Below are 17,542 nucleotides of genomic sequence, written 5' to 3'. Positions count from 1 at the left end.
TTTTTTAAGATAACTTGATTGCTGCCGATGATCGTTTCCGGTTGTCCACCACCCGAATGGCTTTTCCCTCGGTTTTAGGAATCGTACCGGGTTCGACCAACCTCACCAGGGGTTTGGCCAGAACCTCATCCCGGATCTGGTTGGTAATGGTCCGGCTGAGCTTATCCAGCCGTGAGATATCGCCGGTAAACCAGTCTTTTTTCACCTCTACCTCAACAATCATTTCATCGGATCCGTTAATTTCCTCCAGAATAATACGATAATCTGAACCAACTTCCGGGATGCGCAGCAACACGCCTTCAATCTGCATCGGGAAAACATTACATCCTTTAATGATGAACATGTCGTCGCTGCGGCCGGCAATCCTGTCGAGACGGGCATGGGTACGGCCACAGGCGCATGGTCCGGGAATGATGCGGGTGAGATCGCGGGTACGGTAACGAATCAATGGCATCGCCTGACGGTCCAGGGTGGTCATCACCAGTTCGCCCAGTTCGCCGTCGGGTACCGGCTCCAGGGTATCCGGATCGAGGATTTCAACGATATAGGCATCTTCCCAGATGTGTAACCCATTTTGTTGGGTACACTCGAAAGCCACACCCGGCCCGTTCATTTCGGATAAGCCGAAAGAGTTGAATGCTTTTACGCCAAACATCTCTTCAATGCGATGGCGTTGTTCCTCGGTATGGGGCTCGGCGCCAATCACGAAGATGCGCAAATCAGTGTCTTTTCGAGGATCAAGCCCTTCGGCCTGAAACACCTCGTACAAACGGCCCAAATAACTGGGAATGGCATGAATAGCAGTGGTTCCGTAATCGCGCATCAACTTGATCTGGCGAAGGCTGTTCCCGGCGCCGGCCGGAATGCTCAGACAGCCTAACCGTTCGATACCGTACTGAAATCCTAAACCTCCGGTAAACAGGCCGTAACCGCAAATATTCTGAAAGACATCGGTATCGCGAATCCCGGCGCAATAAAGCGAGCGGGCCATCAGATTGGCCCAGCTGTTTATATCGTGCCGGTTGTGAAAAATGACTGTCGGGTTACCGGTTGTACCGCTCGAGCTGTGCAAGCGGATAATGTCTTTTTTCGGCATACTTAAAAACCCGTACGGAAAATGTTCGCGCAGATCCTGTTTGGTTGTAAAGGGCAACTCGCGAATATCTTCCAGGCAGGATATGCGGTCGGCAGAAATCCCTTTCTGCCGGTATACCTGGTTATAAAACGGCGATCTGATCGCGCTGTTGATGGTTTCCTTCAGCCTTTCAACCTGCAGCCTTTTTAAATCGCCTTTCGGTAAGGTCTCTATCTCTCTTTCCCAATACATGAGCATCCTGATTAAAACATGTACATCATCATCAATATGGCACGATGGTTGGTTGCCCGGTGTTTTTCACGATACAACCCGTCGGAAAAATCAAAGCTTCCTGCCCCGTAATTCGCCGTGGTCATTTCATATTCAGCCACAAACCGGAGTTTGGAAATATTTAAGGCCAGATTCGGTGTAACACGGGCCATATCCATCACATTGGGCAACAAACCTGCCGTAATGGCTTTCCCGGTCGCCTCGTCCTGGTACAACCGATCGCCTGTTCCCAGGTTCCCGCCATATCCCAGCATCAGTCCGGCTTGCCACTTTTTACCATATACAATATTCAGCAAACTGGTATAATTGGTAAAATTGGTATAAGTCATTGCGCCGGTTGATTCATCTTTCGAGGCCACCCCGTATCCTCCGAGGAAAGTCAGATGGGTCATATTTTGTCCGTAATATCCTTTGGCGGTTACGTTCAGTTTATTTGCCTTATAAGCCAGATAAGCCATAAAACCGGTGCTGGTCAGGTATTCATCCGATTTATAAAGCCCGGCGGTACCGGTTGTTGTCATCGCCGGTTTAATGCGTTTGCTCAATGCTCCGGCCCCCAGGGTCAGCGCTTTGCTGCGGTATTCGGCTGACAGGATGAACTCGGGCAAAACCCCGTTTCGCTGAGCCTGGTTAGGCGAAACATAGTTGCTGGATTCCAGCGCCTTGGTCGTATATTGATTTTCATAAGCAGCCGTGGCGCTTAAGGTGAACTTGCCGGCTAACAAATCGTAGCGGATTTGCGGCGCTCGGCTGAATGCCTGAAACGGCGCGCCGGTGTTCAGTCCGGCAACAGCCGGGAAAACACCTCCCCCCCAGAACGGATGCCAGGTTTGTCCAAGCAACAGCCGCGATTTCTCCCATGAAAAAACCATGTTGGCATGCCGGATACGAAATAAGGTTGGTTCTGATTTTACAATACCCCCAAAATCAAACTCGATATTTCCGCTGGTTTTTGCCCCTAAAATTTCAGGGCCGTCAATTTTTACACCAAGGCGGGAGGCAAGCGCAGACAAATAGGAACTTGTCTGTTGATTAATATCCTCGCCATTGGCGTCCTGACCGACATACAGGGGAACCAAATAAAATACTTCATACGCCGCATCAAGGCCTTTATAAGTATCCACAAAAAATTCGTTGCGAATAAAACCATAAAAATTAAGGTTCAGGTTATTGGCGGGTTTCTCCTGAGCAAATAAACCATGAACCCATACGAGCAGGCAGAGCACGCCCAAAAAAGTTTTTAACATGTTGATATTCGGTTTTTTATGAGTAACAATATCCAACTAAAACAAAATGGCGGCAACTGCGCTCCCAAGTTAAAATACAGTTCAAAAAGAAAGGTATTCAAAGGTTAGTCAGCGTCATTTTAGTTGATTGGGAACCAAAAATATAACAAAACAAGCTTTGTTCAAGCGTTTCAAAAAATCAATCGGTTATAAACAGATGTCAACCAACGATATTTAACAAGCAAAAGGGCCGAAAAAACAAGCAATTGTAAGCTGCCTGCCTCAATTTTTAATAATTTGAAATTGTTGTAATTTATAATCAGTTTGAATAAACACAAGGGAATCGATTTTTGAAATATCTTCCGTTTTTTTTTCACTACTGAACGGGGAAAAAAATAAATAGGGGTTACTCCCCGAAGGTTTGGCCCCATGTTGTAAGTTTGTTTTGCGAAAAAACTTCAACATGAGCAAAAATACAGAAATAAATTTTGTCGGACAGCCGATTTTCAAACAAGTGATTAGTTTAATAGAGGGCATCAGTTTGACCAGTATAGTAAAGAAGCACAATGCTGATTATTACTATAAAGCTTTTAAGGCAAAGACACATTTGATCACGGTTCTCTTTGGCATCTTTAGCCGGTGCGACTCGATGACCGAGATATGTGAAGGGCTGCGGGCTTTGGGCGGAAAGCTGAACCATTTGGGGCTTGAAGAAGCGCCAGCCAAAAGTACCGCTTGCGATGGGATGCGCAACCGGGACAACAAGTTCTTTGAAGATGTTTATTTTAAATTGGTACACCATTATCAAAGTTTTTTGTCGGACAGCCGAACCTTTGGCCTCACCTTTAAAGAAGTCTTACTGATCGATTCGACCACGATCCGGTTATTCAGTGATATTCTGAAAGGAGTTGGACGCAATCCCAAGAACGATGGCAAAAAGAAAGGCGGGCTAAAGGTTCATATGCTCATTGATGCAGTACAATCGGTTGGACGGTTTATTAAAATAACCGAAGCCAAAGTACACGACAAAAACTTTTTGAAGGAACTGGAACTGATCTCGTACAGTATGGTTGTTTTCGACCGGGCCTATAACTATTACCATCAGTTTGCCTTGTGGACAAGTAAATCGGTCTTTTTTGTTACCCGGATCAAGAAAAATGCCCTTTATACGGTCATTGAAGTGTTGCAGGAACATCAAAAACAGAAAGGAAAAGCAATGGTACTTCGGGAGGAAATCATAGAAATTGAGTACTCTCCTGAAGATGAAAATGGCAAAAAACAAACAAAGCAGAAGAAAACCCTTCGCCTGAAAAAAGTATGCTATCAGGATGAAAAGAACCGGTATTATGAGTTTATCACCAATAGCATGGATAGTACGGCCGAAGAAATAGCGTTCTTATACAAAAAACGGTGGGGCATCGAGCTGCTGTTCAAAAAAATGAAACAGAACTTTCAGCTTCATTACTTTTACGGGGAAAACGAGAATGCCATTCGCACACAGGTTTGGTGCACCTTAATTGCACAATTGCTAATGACAGTGATTCAAAAGATGGCCCAAACAAAAAAAGCATTTTCAGTTGTGGCTTCGTTAGTTCGCATACATCTGATTAGTTTGCTTGATGTATTTGAATTGCTTCGAAGTACTAACCGAGAATACTTGAAACAAAGAGGGTCACCAATATCAAATATGCAAACCAGTCTTGCTTTTTAGCAGGGGGTGACTTTTGAAATAGAAATAATAACAATTGATTATCATGCAATTAAAGATCAAAAATCTCAAATCTGCATGTTAGTCGGATAATAGTGTTTTTTTTTATAAAAATCTTCCGTTTTTGTAACATCAATTACATTTTTTACGAATTATACCTTGTAGTTTTATATAATCAATTAACAACCTGATATGATTCGAAAATTTCATCCTCCCGGAATCTGGCGAATTCCGGTCATTATTGCACTTGGAATTTTTTCCGGATTATTCGCCCTGTCAGTTTATTTGTCCAAAGCCCATTCCTATATTTCCGATAATCCGGCGACCTGTGTCAACTGTCATATCATGGCGCCGCAGTATGCCACCTGGAGCCACAGTTCGCACCGGGAGGCCACTACCTGCAACGACTGTCATGTGCCGCACGACAACGTATTCAATACCTATTATTTTAAAGCAAAGGATGGTTTGCGTCATGCCACCATATTCACCTTAAGAAAAGAGCCTCAGGTTATTTTCATCAAGGAAGAAGGCGCTGAAGTCGTGCATCAGAACTGTGTGCGCTGCCACGAGAATCAATTGATGGACGCCAGGCAATCGGCCTGTATCGCCAATTACAAAGAAAACCGGACCTCGCGTAAATGCTGGGATTGCCACCGCGAAGTACCCCACGGGCGGGTAAACAGCCTGTCGAGCACACCTTATGCCCGGGTTCCGCTGCCGGAAAGCCCGGTACCCGACTGGATCAAGAATTTCAGAAACAACTAAACGCTCAAAAATATGAAACCATTAAAAACCACCATCGAAGAAAAACCCATTATTGGCTGGCTACTTTTTCTGGGTACGCTCATTGTCGTATTTTTACTCGGACTGTTAGCCTCGTCGATTATGGAACGAAGAGCTGAAGCCAGTTTTGTCAATATCCCCAAGGTAAAACTTTCGGACTTTGAACCCCGGAATGCTGTTTGGGGGACCAATTTCCCCCGCGAGTTTCAGTCGTACTACCAAACAGCCGACACGACGTTCAGGAGCAAATATAACGGCAGCGCGACAGTAGATATGCTGGAAGAGGCTCCCGAACTCGTGGTGCTTTGGGCCGGATACGGATTCTCGTGGGATTACAACCAGGGAAGAGGTCATTATTATTCAATTGAGGATGTTGTGAATACCTTACGTACCGGCGGTCCAAAAAATAAAAATGAAGGCCCTCAACCATCGGCCTGCTGGACCTGTAAAAGTCCGGATGTTCCCCGCCTGATGAAAGAAAATGGCGTGAGTGAATTTTACAAGGGGAAATGGGCCGGTCTGGGCGCCGAAGTAGTTAACCCGATTGGCTGTGCCGATTGCCACGATCCCAACACGATGAACCTGCGGATTACCCGGCCGGCGCTGGTTGAAGCTTTCGAAGCGATGGGCAGGGACATCAACAAAGCGAGTCATCAGGAAATGCGCAGCCTGGTTTGCGCCCAGTGTCATGTCGAATACTATTTCGATAAAAATAAGGTGGAGGGCGCCCAATACCTCACCTTCCCCTGGGTAAACGGCATGACCGTGGAAGGAGCGGAAGAATATTACGATGCCATTAATTTCAGCGATTGGACCCACGCCCTGAGCAAAGCGCCCATGCTGAAAGCTCAGCACCCCGATTACGAAGTTTATCACCAGGGAATCCATGCGCAACGCGGAGTTTCGTGTGCCGATTGCCACATGCCTTATAAATCGGAAGGCGGCCAGAAATTCACCGACCACCATATCCAGTCGCCTCTGAATAATGTGGCCAACTCGTGCCAGGTTTGCCACCGCGAAGAAACCATGAAACTGGTTCAAAGCGTGTACGAACGGCAGGATAAAATCATCGAAAACCGCGAACAACTGGAGAAACTGCTGGTTCGCGCCCATCTGGAAGCAAAAAAAGCCTGGGACCTGGGAGCTACCGAAACTGAAATGAAAGACATCCTCACCGGTATCCGTCATGCCCAATGGCGCTGGGATTATTCGGCAGCAGGTCACGGAAATGCATTCCACGCCCCCATTGAAACCGGACGTATTATTTCAACAGGACTGACCATTGCGCAGGAAACCCGTATCAAACTGGCCCGCCTGCTGGCATCAAAAGGTTTTAATGAAGAACTCCCCTACCCGGATATTTCAACAAAAGCCAAAGCCCAGCAATTTATCGGGCTGGACATGGAGTTCCGGAACAAAGAAAAAGAAGAATTCAAACGAACCATTGTTCCCGAATGGCTGAGAGAAGCCAACGAACGGGAATCGGCCTGGGAGATTTCAATCAACTAATCGGGTTAAAAATGAAACAAACAATCATATTCTTATTGGTCATTCTGTTCGCAATGAGCGGTTCGAGCGCCCTGGCACAATTTTCGTTAAGCGGCGAGTTCCGTCCCCGGACAGAAATAAGCCACGCCAACAAAAGCCTGGCCCTGAAAGATCAGGATGTTTCTGTTTTCACTTCGCAACGCACCCGTTTAAATGCGCTGTACAAGTCTGAAAAAATTGAAACCGGACTGGTATTACAAGACGTGCGGATTTGGGGAAGCCAGTCCCAACTGGTCGGTAACGAAGATTTTGCCACCTCTGTACACCAGGCCTGGGCCGAAGTATTTTTCACTACCGAACTTTCGTTAAAAGCCGGACGACAGGAACTGGTGTACGACGACCAGCGCATTTTCGGCAATGTAGCCTGGGCCCAACAGGCCCGGTCGCACGATGTGGCGATCCTGAAGTACCGGAAAGATTTTGATCTCCATCTGGCCGTTGCCCATCACGAGAACAACGACATCACCAATAACCTGTTCGACGGAGACGATGCTTACAAAGACATGCAATTTGTCTGGTTTAACAAGAAGTGGGAAGAAGTAAGCCTGAGCCTGCTGGCGCTGAATAACGGCGTACCCCTGAATACGACCGACGGACAAGAAGTGAATTACAGCCAAACCCTGGGCGGGCACGGCAATTTTATGATCGGAAAATACAAACTGGCGGCCAACGCTTACCTGCAAACCGGGAAGGATGCTGCCGGAAACGATCTCGGCGCTTACAACCTCCTGCTCGAAGCCACCTGCCCAAGAGGGATAACCTGGGGATATGAGCGTTTATCCGGGACAGCTTACAACGACGACAAAAATAAGTCGTTCAACCCCTTGTATGGCACCAACCATAAGTTCAACGGGCATATGGACTATTTTTATGTCGGAAATCATCTCAATAATGTCGGGTTAAATGATATTTACCTGCGTTACGACTACACCAAAGAGAAACTGAATCTGAATGCCCAACTCCATTATCTCTCGGCCGCGGCAAAAATAAATGCCGATGCTGAAAACTACCTGGGAACCGAACTTGACCTGGGCGCCGGTTGGAAAATCAGTCCCGAAGCCATGATTACCGGAGGTTTCTCGTACATGTTTGCCGGAGACAGCATGGAACTGCTCAAAGGCGGCGACAAATCGGCGGCCAATTATTGGGGTTGGTTGATGCTTAGCGTAACGCCAAATTTTATCAAATAACCGTTTGTTAAACAAACAAGATCATTGATTTAAAAAAAGTACCTGGCAGGCTCTCTGATCGTATTGCGGGGGATTGATTATTGCCGGAAGATGAATATGATTGGAAGGATAATTGTGGAAAACAAATCGTTAAAATTATTTCGCAAACTACACAAATGGCCGGGTATTGTCATTGCCTTTTTGGCCATATTGTTTGCATTTTCCGGTATCATTTTAAACCACCGGAGTCTATTTTCAGGAGTCGATGTCAGCCGGAAACTGATGCCTCCCGGCTATCAGTATAAAAACTGGAACATGAGCGCCGTCCGGGGAGGAATTTCGCTCGATTCGGTCAATCACCTGATTTACGGGAATATTGGCATCTGGAAAAAGAACGGCGACGAAATCAGCGACTTCAACCAGGGGTTCCCGAAAGGCATCGATCAGCGTAAAATTTACACGGTCGTTTCGTTTCAGAACAAATCGCTGTTTGCCGCTACCCATTTTGGTTTATACCAGCGCTCCCTCTCCGGCGATCGATGGGCAAAAGTCCCTCTTCCATTGAGCGAAGAACGGCTTACAGATCTGTTTATCAAACAGGACAGCCTGATGGTCCTCAGCCGTCATTTTCTTTTGAAATCGGCCGACGGGTCAAACTTTACGACGATTCAGCTGCCGGAGCCTGAAAACTATATCCGCGAAACCGGGCTGTTTAACACGCTGTGGGAATTGCATAGCGGCGAATTGTTTGGATTGACAGGCAAATTAATTGTCGACCTGCTTGGATTGGTTACCATCCTGCTTTCGGTTACCGGTTTGCTGCATTTCTTTTTTCCAAAAATAGCCAGACGACGAAAGGCCAGGCAAAAAGATAACAGCCGCCTCACGGCCACACGACGGCTGAACCTGCGATGGCACAACGTAGTGGGCTATATCTTCATTGCTTTTCTGATCATTAACACCACGGCCGGTATCTTTTTGAGGCCCCCGTTGCTGATCCCTATCGCCCATAAAAAAGTAGGTCTGATACCCGGCACTCACCTGGACAATCCCAATCCTTGGTTCGACAAGCTTCGCCGGGCCAGCTGGGATGAAAAACTGAACAGTTACCTGATCTCCGCGTCCGACGGCTTCTTTATAGCTGACGAATCGCTGACACAACCGCTGAAAAGGATAAATATACAACCTCCGGTGAGCGTAATGGGTTGCAATGTACTGGAACAAACGGCGCCAGGCAGGTACCTGGTCGGCTCATTCAGCGGGCTCTTCATTTGGGATATCCCGACCGGTGCGGTACTTGACGCTTTTAGCATGCAGCCGCCCCAAATCAGCACCGGACGCCCCATATCCGATCACATGATCGCCGGGTATATCAATCTGAACGGGAAGGAACACTACCTGTTTGACTACAATTCGGGCATGCAAAACTTTGAAGGACTGCCAAACTGGAAAATGACGGAAGAGTTGTTGCAGAATTCACCTGTATCGCTGTGGAATGCCGCACTCGAAATCCACACCGGCCGAATTTTTGAACACCTGCTTGGCCCGTTTTATATTCTGTACGTGCCTCTTTCAGGCCTGTGCCTGCTCATGGTGCTAATCAGCGGTTTTCTTATCTGGTGGAAAGCCTACCGGAAAAATAAGGTACGGAAAAACCACGCGCAAACATAATTTTTCACTTTAGGCGGATGAAGGTCATCTTTTTATCCTATTTTTAGTGAAAAAAGATGGAATTATCCACATAAACTAACCCAATCTGACATGAAAAAGCTGTTTATTTTATTTACCGGACTACTGTTAATGAGTTGCCAGCCGGTAAAAAAAGCCGATACAAGCATCCATCTGAGCTCCATCGGTTTTTTGCCCTCCGCCCATAAAAAAGCAAGCATTATTGGGCAGGCAGATTCATTTGTGATAAAACAAACAACCGGCGATACCGTAGTCTTCGAAGGAATACTATCTGGTCCGTTTAAACAGGAAGACCTGGATCAGGAGGTATTGATCGCTGATTTTTCGGGTTTGGAAACAGCCGGAAATTATTACCTGGAATTATCCGGGGGCCAGCGTTCAGTAACATTTGATATTTCACCGGCAGTTTACCAGCCGGTATATTACACCGCCATGCGCGCCTTTTACCTGTGGAGGTGCGGAACAGCCGTAACAGGACAACACCATGAAAACACATTCTCACATGGCCCCTGTCACATGGATGATGGATATGACGACTTCACCGGCAATCCGGGTGTCCGGCGTAACGGCGCCAAAGGCTGGCACGATGCCGGAGATTACGGAAAATATACCGTGAATGCCGGGATAACACTCGGCATGTTGTTTATGGCCTGGGACCGGTTTCAGGATCAACTGGAAGAGATTTCACTTGATTTGCCCGAAACAGCGCCCGGCTATCCTGATTTTTTAAAAGAACTGAAATGGGAAACCGACTGGCTGTTAACCATGTCATACCCTGATGGGACGGGCCGGGTTTCACACAAGCTTACCCGTAAAAACTTTGCCCCTTCCATTCGGGCAGACGAAGATCATGAGAAACGTTACTTCACCGAATGGAGTTCTGATGCGACTGCCAATTTTGCTGCAACAATGGCGCAGGCTGCCCGTTATTTTAAACCCTTTGATGCCGACTATGCCCAAAAGTGCCTGGATGCAGCCCAACAGAGTTATCAGTTTTTGACAGAAAATCCGGAACACAAAAAGTTTGAACAAGGGGAGTTCAAAACAGGCGGTTACCAATCACCCGATGACGACGACCGGATATGGGCAGCAGCAGAACTCTGGGAAACAACCGGTGAAGACAAATACCTATACGACTTTGAACAGCGCGCTGCCTCATTGAATTTCACCATCGACGAGGACTGGGACTGGGGAGATGTATCAAACCTGGCCATGTTTACCTATATCTTATCTGAAAAAGAAGGAAAATCAGATGAAGTAAAGGAGAAAATAAGCAATCATATTTTGGCTGTTGCCGATCAAATCGTCGAAAAAGGAAACCGTGATGTTTACGGCCGGCCCCTTGGCAGACGCTATTACTGGGGATGTAACGGCACCATTGCACGCCAGGTGCTGAACCTTCAGGTTGCCTGCAGCTTGTCGCCCCAAACGGCTTACAAACAAACTGCGCTCGACGCCATTGCACACCTGTTTGGACGAAATTACTACAACCGCTCCTTCGTGACCGGTATTGGCATCAATCCGCCGATGAACCCTCATGACCGGCGCTCGGGATCAGATGATCTCCCCGAACCCTGGCCCGGCTACCTCGTGGGGGGCGGTCATTCAGCCACCGGCTGGGTTGATAAAGAAGAGGATTACGCAACCAATGAAATCGCCATCAACTGGCAGGGAGCCCTCGTGTATGCCCTGGCCGGATTTCTGTCGCCGGAGTAAGCGAAAACAAACTCAATCAGAAAGGTAGACGGCTGAACGGCACATCTGTTTGCCACAAAAAAAAGCTGCATCTAAAACGAACTCAACAGGAAAACATACAAAAGTAACCTGCCTGAACGTATTAGATACAGCCTTTATGATTAAACGATGCCGAATTTAAACCATCGGATATTTTTTGAAGATCTCCTCCGATTTCATCAGAATATCAACATATTGCGCCCGTTGATACGCAAAGGGATCGGCCATGTTTTTCCGGGAAAGCTTTCCGCGGAAATCATCGAGCGTTTTATAGCCTTTGTTGTTCATCCAGTTGGTCAAATCGTTAATCATCGTAGTGACATACCCGGCCTGATTCCTGTAAATGGCAGATACCAGCTGAACAACGTCGGCCCCGGCAAGCAACAGTTTAATGACATCTTCAGCATCGGAAATACCCCGGCTGGCGCATATACTGGCGTCGATATTTCCGTACAGCAAACCCGAAAAACGTAAAGCCAACTGATGATCTTTGGCCTGGGTTAAACTCCAGGGATAATGGAACAACTCCTTCTCAATATCAATCTCGGGTTGAAAAAAACGGTTGAACAGCACGTAACCATCGGCCCCTGCCTCATCGAGTTTTTTTATAAAATTCAGGGTGTTGGTATAAAACGGACTCAACTTAACGCTCACCGGAATTTTTACCGCCTTTTTTATGCTCTTGACAATCTGTACCTGTTTATCCTCGATTTTATCGCCGTCCACTTCAAAGTACCCGGGAACAGCATACAGGTTAATTTCCAGGGCATCAACGCCGGTTTGTTCCAGTTCGCGGGCATATTCTACCCAGGTGGCTTCATATACGGCGTTTAAACTGGCAATTACCGGAACCTTCACTTTATTTTTCAAGGTTTTCACGTTAAACAGATGTTCTTTCGGGCCGGCATGTTCCATGTCGGGAAAAAGCCGGATCATCTCGGCATTCCTGTTTTCATACTCGTGCAACTCTTCGTCCAGTTGAATCGATTCGAGTTGGATTTGCTCTTCAAACAACGATTTATAGACGATTGCCCCGATGCCTGCTTCTTCGAGTTGTTCAATCAGGTCTGCTTTATCAACAAGGTTGCTGGCCCCCAAAATAATCGGGTTCTTCAGTTTCAGCCCCATGTAAGTAGTGGATAGATCTGCCATAATATTGATTTTTTGGGTTGTTTTCTGCTACTAAAACTCAAACAAACAAGCTTTTGTTCATGTATAAGCGGAGAAAATAACAGATCGTTCCGGGCTAAAAGGAATGTTTCTCGTTTTTCCGGTAAACCAGTCCGTTAAAACGGGCAATTAGGTCACCGTCTTCATCTGTCACCAGCACATCGTAGGCGCCGATGCGTTTGGGATCGGCCAGCTCGGTAGCTGTGGCGAACAAAGCGCCCGACGATTTGCCTTTCAAAAAAGAAATATTCACATTGACCGCCAGGGCCAGTTGCCCGCGACTGTTCGACGCCACGGCAAAAGCCAGATCGGCCAGGGTAAAAATGGCGCCTCCCTGAACCACCCCGGCGGCATTCAGGTGTTTATCTGCAATTTCGAGTTTTGCTTTGCAGTAACCGGCCCCGGCTTCCACGATTTCAACGCCTGTCAGGGCCGCAAAGCGGTCATTTTCAAAAAAAGCCTTTAGTTGTTCGGTCATCATTTTTCAGTTTGTGAAAAGAAGAAAAAAACCTGTGAGCCGGAACCCACAGGTTTTCAATGCGATTTATATTGATCGGATAAATTACAACAAACTCAAGGTTACCGTCAAACCCGCCATAACCACCGAAACCATCGTCATTAGTTTGATCAGGATGTTCAGCGAGGGGCCTGAAGTATCTTTAAAGGGGTCGCCAACGGTATCGCCTACAACACTGGCTTTATGTGTTTCACTACCTTTACCGCCATAATTTCCTTTTTCGACGTATTTTTTAGCATTATCCCAGGCGCCTCCGGCATTATTGAGCATCACCGCCAGGGTAAAACCTGAGGTCAACCCTCCGGCCAGCAGGCCAACCACGCCGGCCACACCCATGATGGCGCCAACGGCAATCGGAACTATAATGGCAATCAGCGAAGGCAACAACATTTCGCGTTGCGCCCCCCGGGTCGAAATTTCAACACATTTGGCATATTCAGGAGTCGCTTTTCCTTCCATAATTCCGGCAATTTCGCGGAACTGGCGGCGCACCTCATCCACCATAGCGCCGGCAGCGCGGCCAACAGCTTTCATGGTCATGGCGCAAAATACAAAGGCCATCATCGATCCGAGGAAAATACCGCCAAGGAACAAGGGATTAAATAAGGTAATATCGTAAGCCGCAGAGAAATCCTTTACCGAGGCTGCCGAAATCTGGATCGCCTGAATACCTTCCTCAACAGCGGGCTTTATGGTCGTGTAGAATACGAAGTCTCCTTTTGTAACAAAACCTTCGGGTCCGGCAATTTTTCCAAACCAGAGGCGAATTTCCTCCATGTAGGCTGAGATCAGCGCCATGGCCGTCAACGCGGCAGAACCGATGGCAAAACCTTTACCGGTTGCAGCCGTGGTGTTTCCCAACATATCCAGGGCATCAGTGCGTTCGCGGACTTCTTTAGGCAACTCAGACATTTCAGCGTTACCGCCGGCATTATCGGCAATCGGGCCAAAAGCGTCGGTTGCCAGGGTAATACCCAGGGTAGAAAGCATGCCCACAGCGGCAAAACCAATACCGTAAACACCCATTGCAAAATGCTCAAATCCGCCTGCCGACCAGAATGAACCGGTTATACCCAGCACGATGGTCACGACGGGAATCCAGGTCGAGTACATCCCAACGGCAATCCCATCGATGATGGTGGTGGCAGGGCCCTGTTGGGCTTGTTTGGCAATCCCTTTAGTGGGTTTGTATTCATCGGAGGTGAAGTATTCGGTTGCCTGTCCAATAATGACCCCGGCAGCCAAACCAATAATTACCGAACCAAATACGCCGTAAGTGATCCAACCCAAGGCCGCCATTCCCAGCATCGCGATCAAAATAAACAGAGAAGCGCCGCCGGTTCCGATCAACAGGGCATTCAACAAATTCTTTTGCGTGGCCGATTCTTTCGTACGCACCATGAAAATACCGATGATCGAACAAATGATACCGATAGCGGCCACCAACATCGGGGCAATCACTGCCATTTCGGTTTCCATGCCCGAAGTTTTTAAAGCGGCAACGGGAAGCGCAGCGCCAAGAGCAGCCGTCGCCAGAATGGATCCGCAGTACGATTCGTACAAATCGGCTCCCATACCGGCTACATCGCCCACGTTATCGCCCACGTTATCGGCAATCGTTGCCGGGTTGCGCGGGTCATCTTCCGGAATACCTGCTTCCACTTTCCCCACAAGGTCGGCGCCCACATCGGCTGCTTTGGTGTAAATACCGCCGCCAACACGGGCAAACAAAGCCTGGGTTGATGCGCCCATCCCGAAGGTCAGCATGGTGGTGGTAATTTCAATCAGTTTCTGGTGTTCGCTGGTTCCGGCATGGACAAAGTTGAGACCGGCAAAATGCATCCCGTTTGTCATGTGCTCCGGTGTGAAAATGACTTCATTCAGGAACCAATACCAGGCAGCAATGTCGAGCAAACCAAAGCCTACGACCACCAATCCCATCACAGCGCCACTCCGGAAAGCCACTTTCAGTCCCTGGTTCAGCGATTTTGAAGCGCCATGTGCCGTACGGGCAGAGGCATAAGTTGCCGTTTTCATTCCCAGAAAACCACACAGGCCTGAAAAGAAACCTCCGGTTAGAAATGCAATGGGCACAAACGGGTTCTGAACACCCAGGTAGGCAAGCAGCAATAAAATCAACATGATGATTACAAACACAATTCCAACAACTTTATACTGCCGGTAGAGGTACGCCATAGCCCCTTCGCGCACGTATTGGGCAATTTCCATCATTCGTGGGGTACCTTCTGAGTTTTTCATCATGGATTTAAAGAAAAACCATGCGAATATCAATGCTATCAAAGAGCAAAGAGGAACTATCCAAAAAATAGCGTTCATAGGTTTTATTATTTTTATGCAACTTTGTTGCGGTTAGAGTTTCCTTTAGTTTAATGAAATTGGGCCTTAAAATAACAATAATTGATGTTGACCGGAACACGAAATGTTATAAGGCAGGCCAATTTTGATTTTTTTCAACGTTAAAGATAATCACATGCCTATGAACTTGTATCGCGAAATCAAATTTTCGTGTTAATTTGAACTAATTATAAATGAACCTCCGGCAACAACCGTCAATCATTTCGCCGAACCGACAGGAAGCTCTTCCCGTGTTACCTGTTTCTCATACGGCCTCTTTTTTACCACCACTTTCCCCTTCCATCTGCCTGAAAAATAATACGCGATCAGGATGCACATTCCTGCAAACCAACCGGTTGGCTCTGCCCACCAAATTCCGTTAACGCCGATTTCTGAGGACAAAAGATAAGCCATTGGTATCCTGAAAAGGTACAAGGCCGTCAGCGATGTCAGCATGGGAATAAAGGTAGCCCCGGCGCCACGCAGGAACCCGGTAAATGAAAACATCACCGAAAGCAAAAGATAAAACGACGAAACAATCACCAGGTAGTCCTGTCCGATGGCAATCACCCCCGGATCGGGCGTAAAAATCCGGATAATGTATTTCCCGAAAAGAATGATCAATACCGATACAAAAACCGAATATCCAAGCGAAAAAAGCAAGGTAACCTTCAGTCCTTTCCGCGCTCGGTCTTCCCGGTAAGCGCCCAGGTTTTGCCCAACAAAAGCCGACAAGGCCGAACTAAAGGTCATCGCCGGCATTTTTGCAAACGAATCGACCCGGATGGCCGCCGTGTAAGCGGCAACAGCATTGGTGCCAAAGGTATTTACAATGCCCATGATGGCCAGCATCCCCAATGCCACAAAAGATTGCTGAAAGCCGGTGGGTAATCCAATCCTGACGCAGCTTTTAAAAATATCACGATCAAAAATATACTTGCGAAACGACAATTTTATGACCGGGTGTTTTTTCTCCAGGTACCAGGCTGCTGAAATAAAGGCGCCGGCCTGCGAAACAACCGTAGCCAGCGCAACTCCCTCTATCCCCCACTTAAAGACCAGCACAAAAAGCAAATCGAACAACACATTGGTCATGGTAGAAATAATCATAAAGTACAAGGGCGTTTTGGAATCGCCCAAGCCGCGCAAAATGGAGGTAATCCCCGAAAAACCAAAGAAAAAAAACATTCCTGACAAGTAAATATTCAGGTAAGTGACTGCCTGGGGCAACATCTCTTCGGGCAACTGCAAAAGCTGAAAAACCTGCCTGCTCAAACCAATGCCGATTACTGTTACGAAAATGGAGGAAACCAAAAAGAAAATAAAAATCGTGTCGATGGTCCGTCTCACTTGCTCCATTTGCCTGGCTCCGAAATACTGCGAAACCACGGTTGAAGCCCCCGAACCCACACCAATCACCAACGAGATCAGGGTGAAAATAATGGGGAACGATGCCCCAACTGCTCCCAGCGCTTCCTTGCCCAGGTAATTCCCGACAATTACGCTGTCAACAATATTGTACATGTTTTGAAAAATATTCCCCAGCACCAGCGGAACAGAAAAACGCAGAATTAAAGTGGCCTCCCTTCCCTCCGTAAAATCTTTCATATTTCAGATTAAAAATTTCAAAGCTCCTTAATTTTTGCTGAATATCAAAATGCCCTGCCTGAAGCGAAAACCATTTGATTTGAAAATCCGGACTGCTCAGCCCAAAACCGTAGGTTAATGTTGGGTTAAGTTTTTCGGTCGCGGCTGCTGTTCTGTCAGGATTCCGTTATTTTTGCCGCAAAAAACAGATCAAGTCATGAAGAAACGTATTTTATTTGTCTGCCTGGGAAATATTTGCAGGTCTCCGAGCGCCGAGGCGGTCTTTAACGGGATGATTAAAAAGGAAGGATTGCAGGATCTGATTGAGTGTGACTCTGCCGGAACGGCCGGGTACCACGAAGGAGAACCGGCCGATCAGCGAATGCAAAGTCACGCGATACGCCGGGGCTACCGCCTGACCTCCATTTCACGAAAATTCAGGCCGGAAACCGACTTTGATCAATTCGACTTCATCATTGGCATGGACGACCAGAATGTAAATGACTTGCAGGATATGGCGTCGGGCAGTGAAGACTTAAATAAAATCTATAAAATGACCGATTTTTGCTCCAACGGCGGGCATTATGCGGTACCCGACCCCTATTATGGTGGCTCAGAGGGTTTTGAACTGGTGTTAGATATTTTGGAAGACGCCTGCCAGGGTTTATTGAACGAATTAAAAGGTTAAAT

General features: G+C 47.3%; 13 protein-coding genes. 7 read left to right on the top strand and 6 right to left on the bottom strand.

From position 1 onward, the window contains the following. Positions 1 to 4: 4 nt before the first annotated feature. The gene (locus AC6H3C_RS07100) at positions 5 to 1,327 is read right to left on the bottom strand and encodes a phenylacetate--CoA ligase family protein (RefSeq protein WP_497520016.1); all 1,323 of its coding nucleotides are present in this window, start codon (positions 1,325 to 1,327) and stop codon (positions 5 to 7) included. Between the two features lie 11 nt (positions 1,328 to 1,338). Then, complete coding sequence (locus AC6H3C_RS07095) at positions 1,339 to 2,613, bottom strand: hypothetical protein (protein WP_497520015.1); 1,275 nt, start codon at positions 2,611 to 2,613, stop codon at positions 1,339 to 1,341. Positions 2,614 to 3,055: 442 nt separating this feature from the next. On the opposite strand from AC6H3C_RS07095, the gene AC6H3C_RS07090 reads away from it, so the two are divergent. The 6 genes from AC6H3C_RS07090 (at position 3,056) to AC6H3C_RS07065 (ending at position 11,205) form a co-directional block, all read left to right on the top strand. Continuing rightward, entirely contained in the window at positions 3,056 to 4,303 is a 1,248-nt protein-coding gene (locus AC6H3C_RS07090) for an IS4 family transposase (protein WP_497517007.1), read from the top strand. A 189-nt stretch (positions 4,304 to 4,492) separates the two neighbouring features. Further along, positions 4,493 to 5,065 carry a cytochrome c nitrite reductase small subunit gene (nrfH, locus tag AC6H3C_RS07085; RefSeq protein WP_497520014.1) on the top strand — a complete coding sequence of 191 codons (573 nt, stop codon included), beginning with the start codon at positions 4,493 to 4,495 and terminating at the stop codon, positions 5,063 to 5,065. Between the two features lie 12 nt (positions 5,066 to 5,077). Further along, positions 5,078 to 6,592, top strand: coding sequence for an ammonia-forming cytochrome c nitrite reductase (gene nrfA, locus AC6H3C_RS07080; RefSeq protein ID WP_497520013.1), 1,515 nt, complete (start codon positions 5,078 to 5,080; stop codon positions 6,590 to 6,592). Positions 6,593 to 6,603: 11 nt separating this feature from the next. Then, positions 6,604 to 7,821, top strand: a complete 1,218-nt coding sequence (locus AC6H3C_RS07075; RefSeq protein ID WP_497520012.1) for an alginate export family protein — start codon at positions 6,604 to 6,606, stop codon at positions 7,819 to 7,821. Between the two features lie 90 nt (positions 7,822 to 7,911). Further along, positions 7,912 to 9,471, top strand: a complete 1,560-nt coding sequence (locus AC6H3C_RS07070) for a PepSY domain-containing protein (RefSeq protein WP_497520011.1) — start codon at positions 7,912 to 7,914, stop codon at positions 9,469 to 9,471. A gap of 90 nt (positions 9,472 to 9,561) precedes the next feature. Continuing rightward, a complete protein-coding gene (locus tag AC6H3C_RS07065) occupies positions 9,562 to 11,205 on the top strand; it encodes a glycoside hydrolase family 9 protein (protein WP_497520010.1) in 1,644 nt (547 codons plus the stop codon). A gap of 156 nt (positions 11,206 to 11,361) precedes the next feature. On the opposite strand, the gene AC6H3C_RS07060 is transcribed toward AC6H3C_RS07065, so the two are convergent. From AC6H3C_RS07060 to AC6H3C_RS07045, 4 genes are all read right to left on the bottom strand, one after another. Continuing rightward, entirely contained in the window at positions 11,362 to 12,375 is a 1,014-nt protein-coding gene (locus AC6H3C_RS07060) for a dihydroorotate dehydrogenase-like protein (protein ID WP_497520009.1), read from the bottom strand. Positions 12,376 to 12,469: 94 nt separating this feature from the next. Continuing rightward, entirely contained in the window at positions 12,470 to 12,874 is a 405-nt protein-coding gene (locus tag AC6H3C_RS07055) for a PaaI family thioesterase (protein ID WP_497520008.1), read from the bottom strand. Positions 12,875 to 12,955: 81 nt separating this feature from the next. Beyond that, positions 12,956 to 15,247, bottom strand: coding sequence for a sodium-translocating pyrophosphatase (locus AC6H3C_RS07050; protein ID WP_497520007.1), 2,292 nt, complete (start codon positions 15,245 to 15,247; stop codon positions 12,956 to 12,958). Positions 15,248 to 15,484: 237 nt separating this feature from the next. Beyond that, a complete protein-coding gene (locus AC6H3C_RS07045) occupies positions 15,485 to 16,873 on the bottom strand; it encodes an MATE family efflux transporter (protein WP_497520005.1) in 1,389 nt (462 codons plus the stop codon). A gap of 196 nt (positions 16,874 to 17,069) precedes the next feature. Between AC6H3C_RS07045 and AC6H3C_RS07040 the strand changes: the two genes are divergently transcribed. Beyond that, positions 17,070 to 17,540, top strand: coding sequence for a low molecular weight protein-tyrosine-phosphatase (locus AC6H3C_RS07040; protein ID WP_497520004.1), 471 nt, complete (start codon positions 17,070 to 17,072; stop codon positions 17,538 to 17,540). Positions 17,541 to 17,542: the final 2 nt, after the last annotated feature.

This window comes from Gaoshiqia sp. US2 (assembly GCF_059705485.1).
Note: the sequence above shows the minus strand (reverse complement) of the source record. Positions and strands in the feature narration are given on the sequence as shown.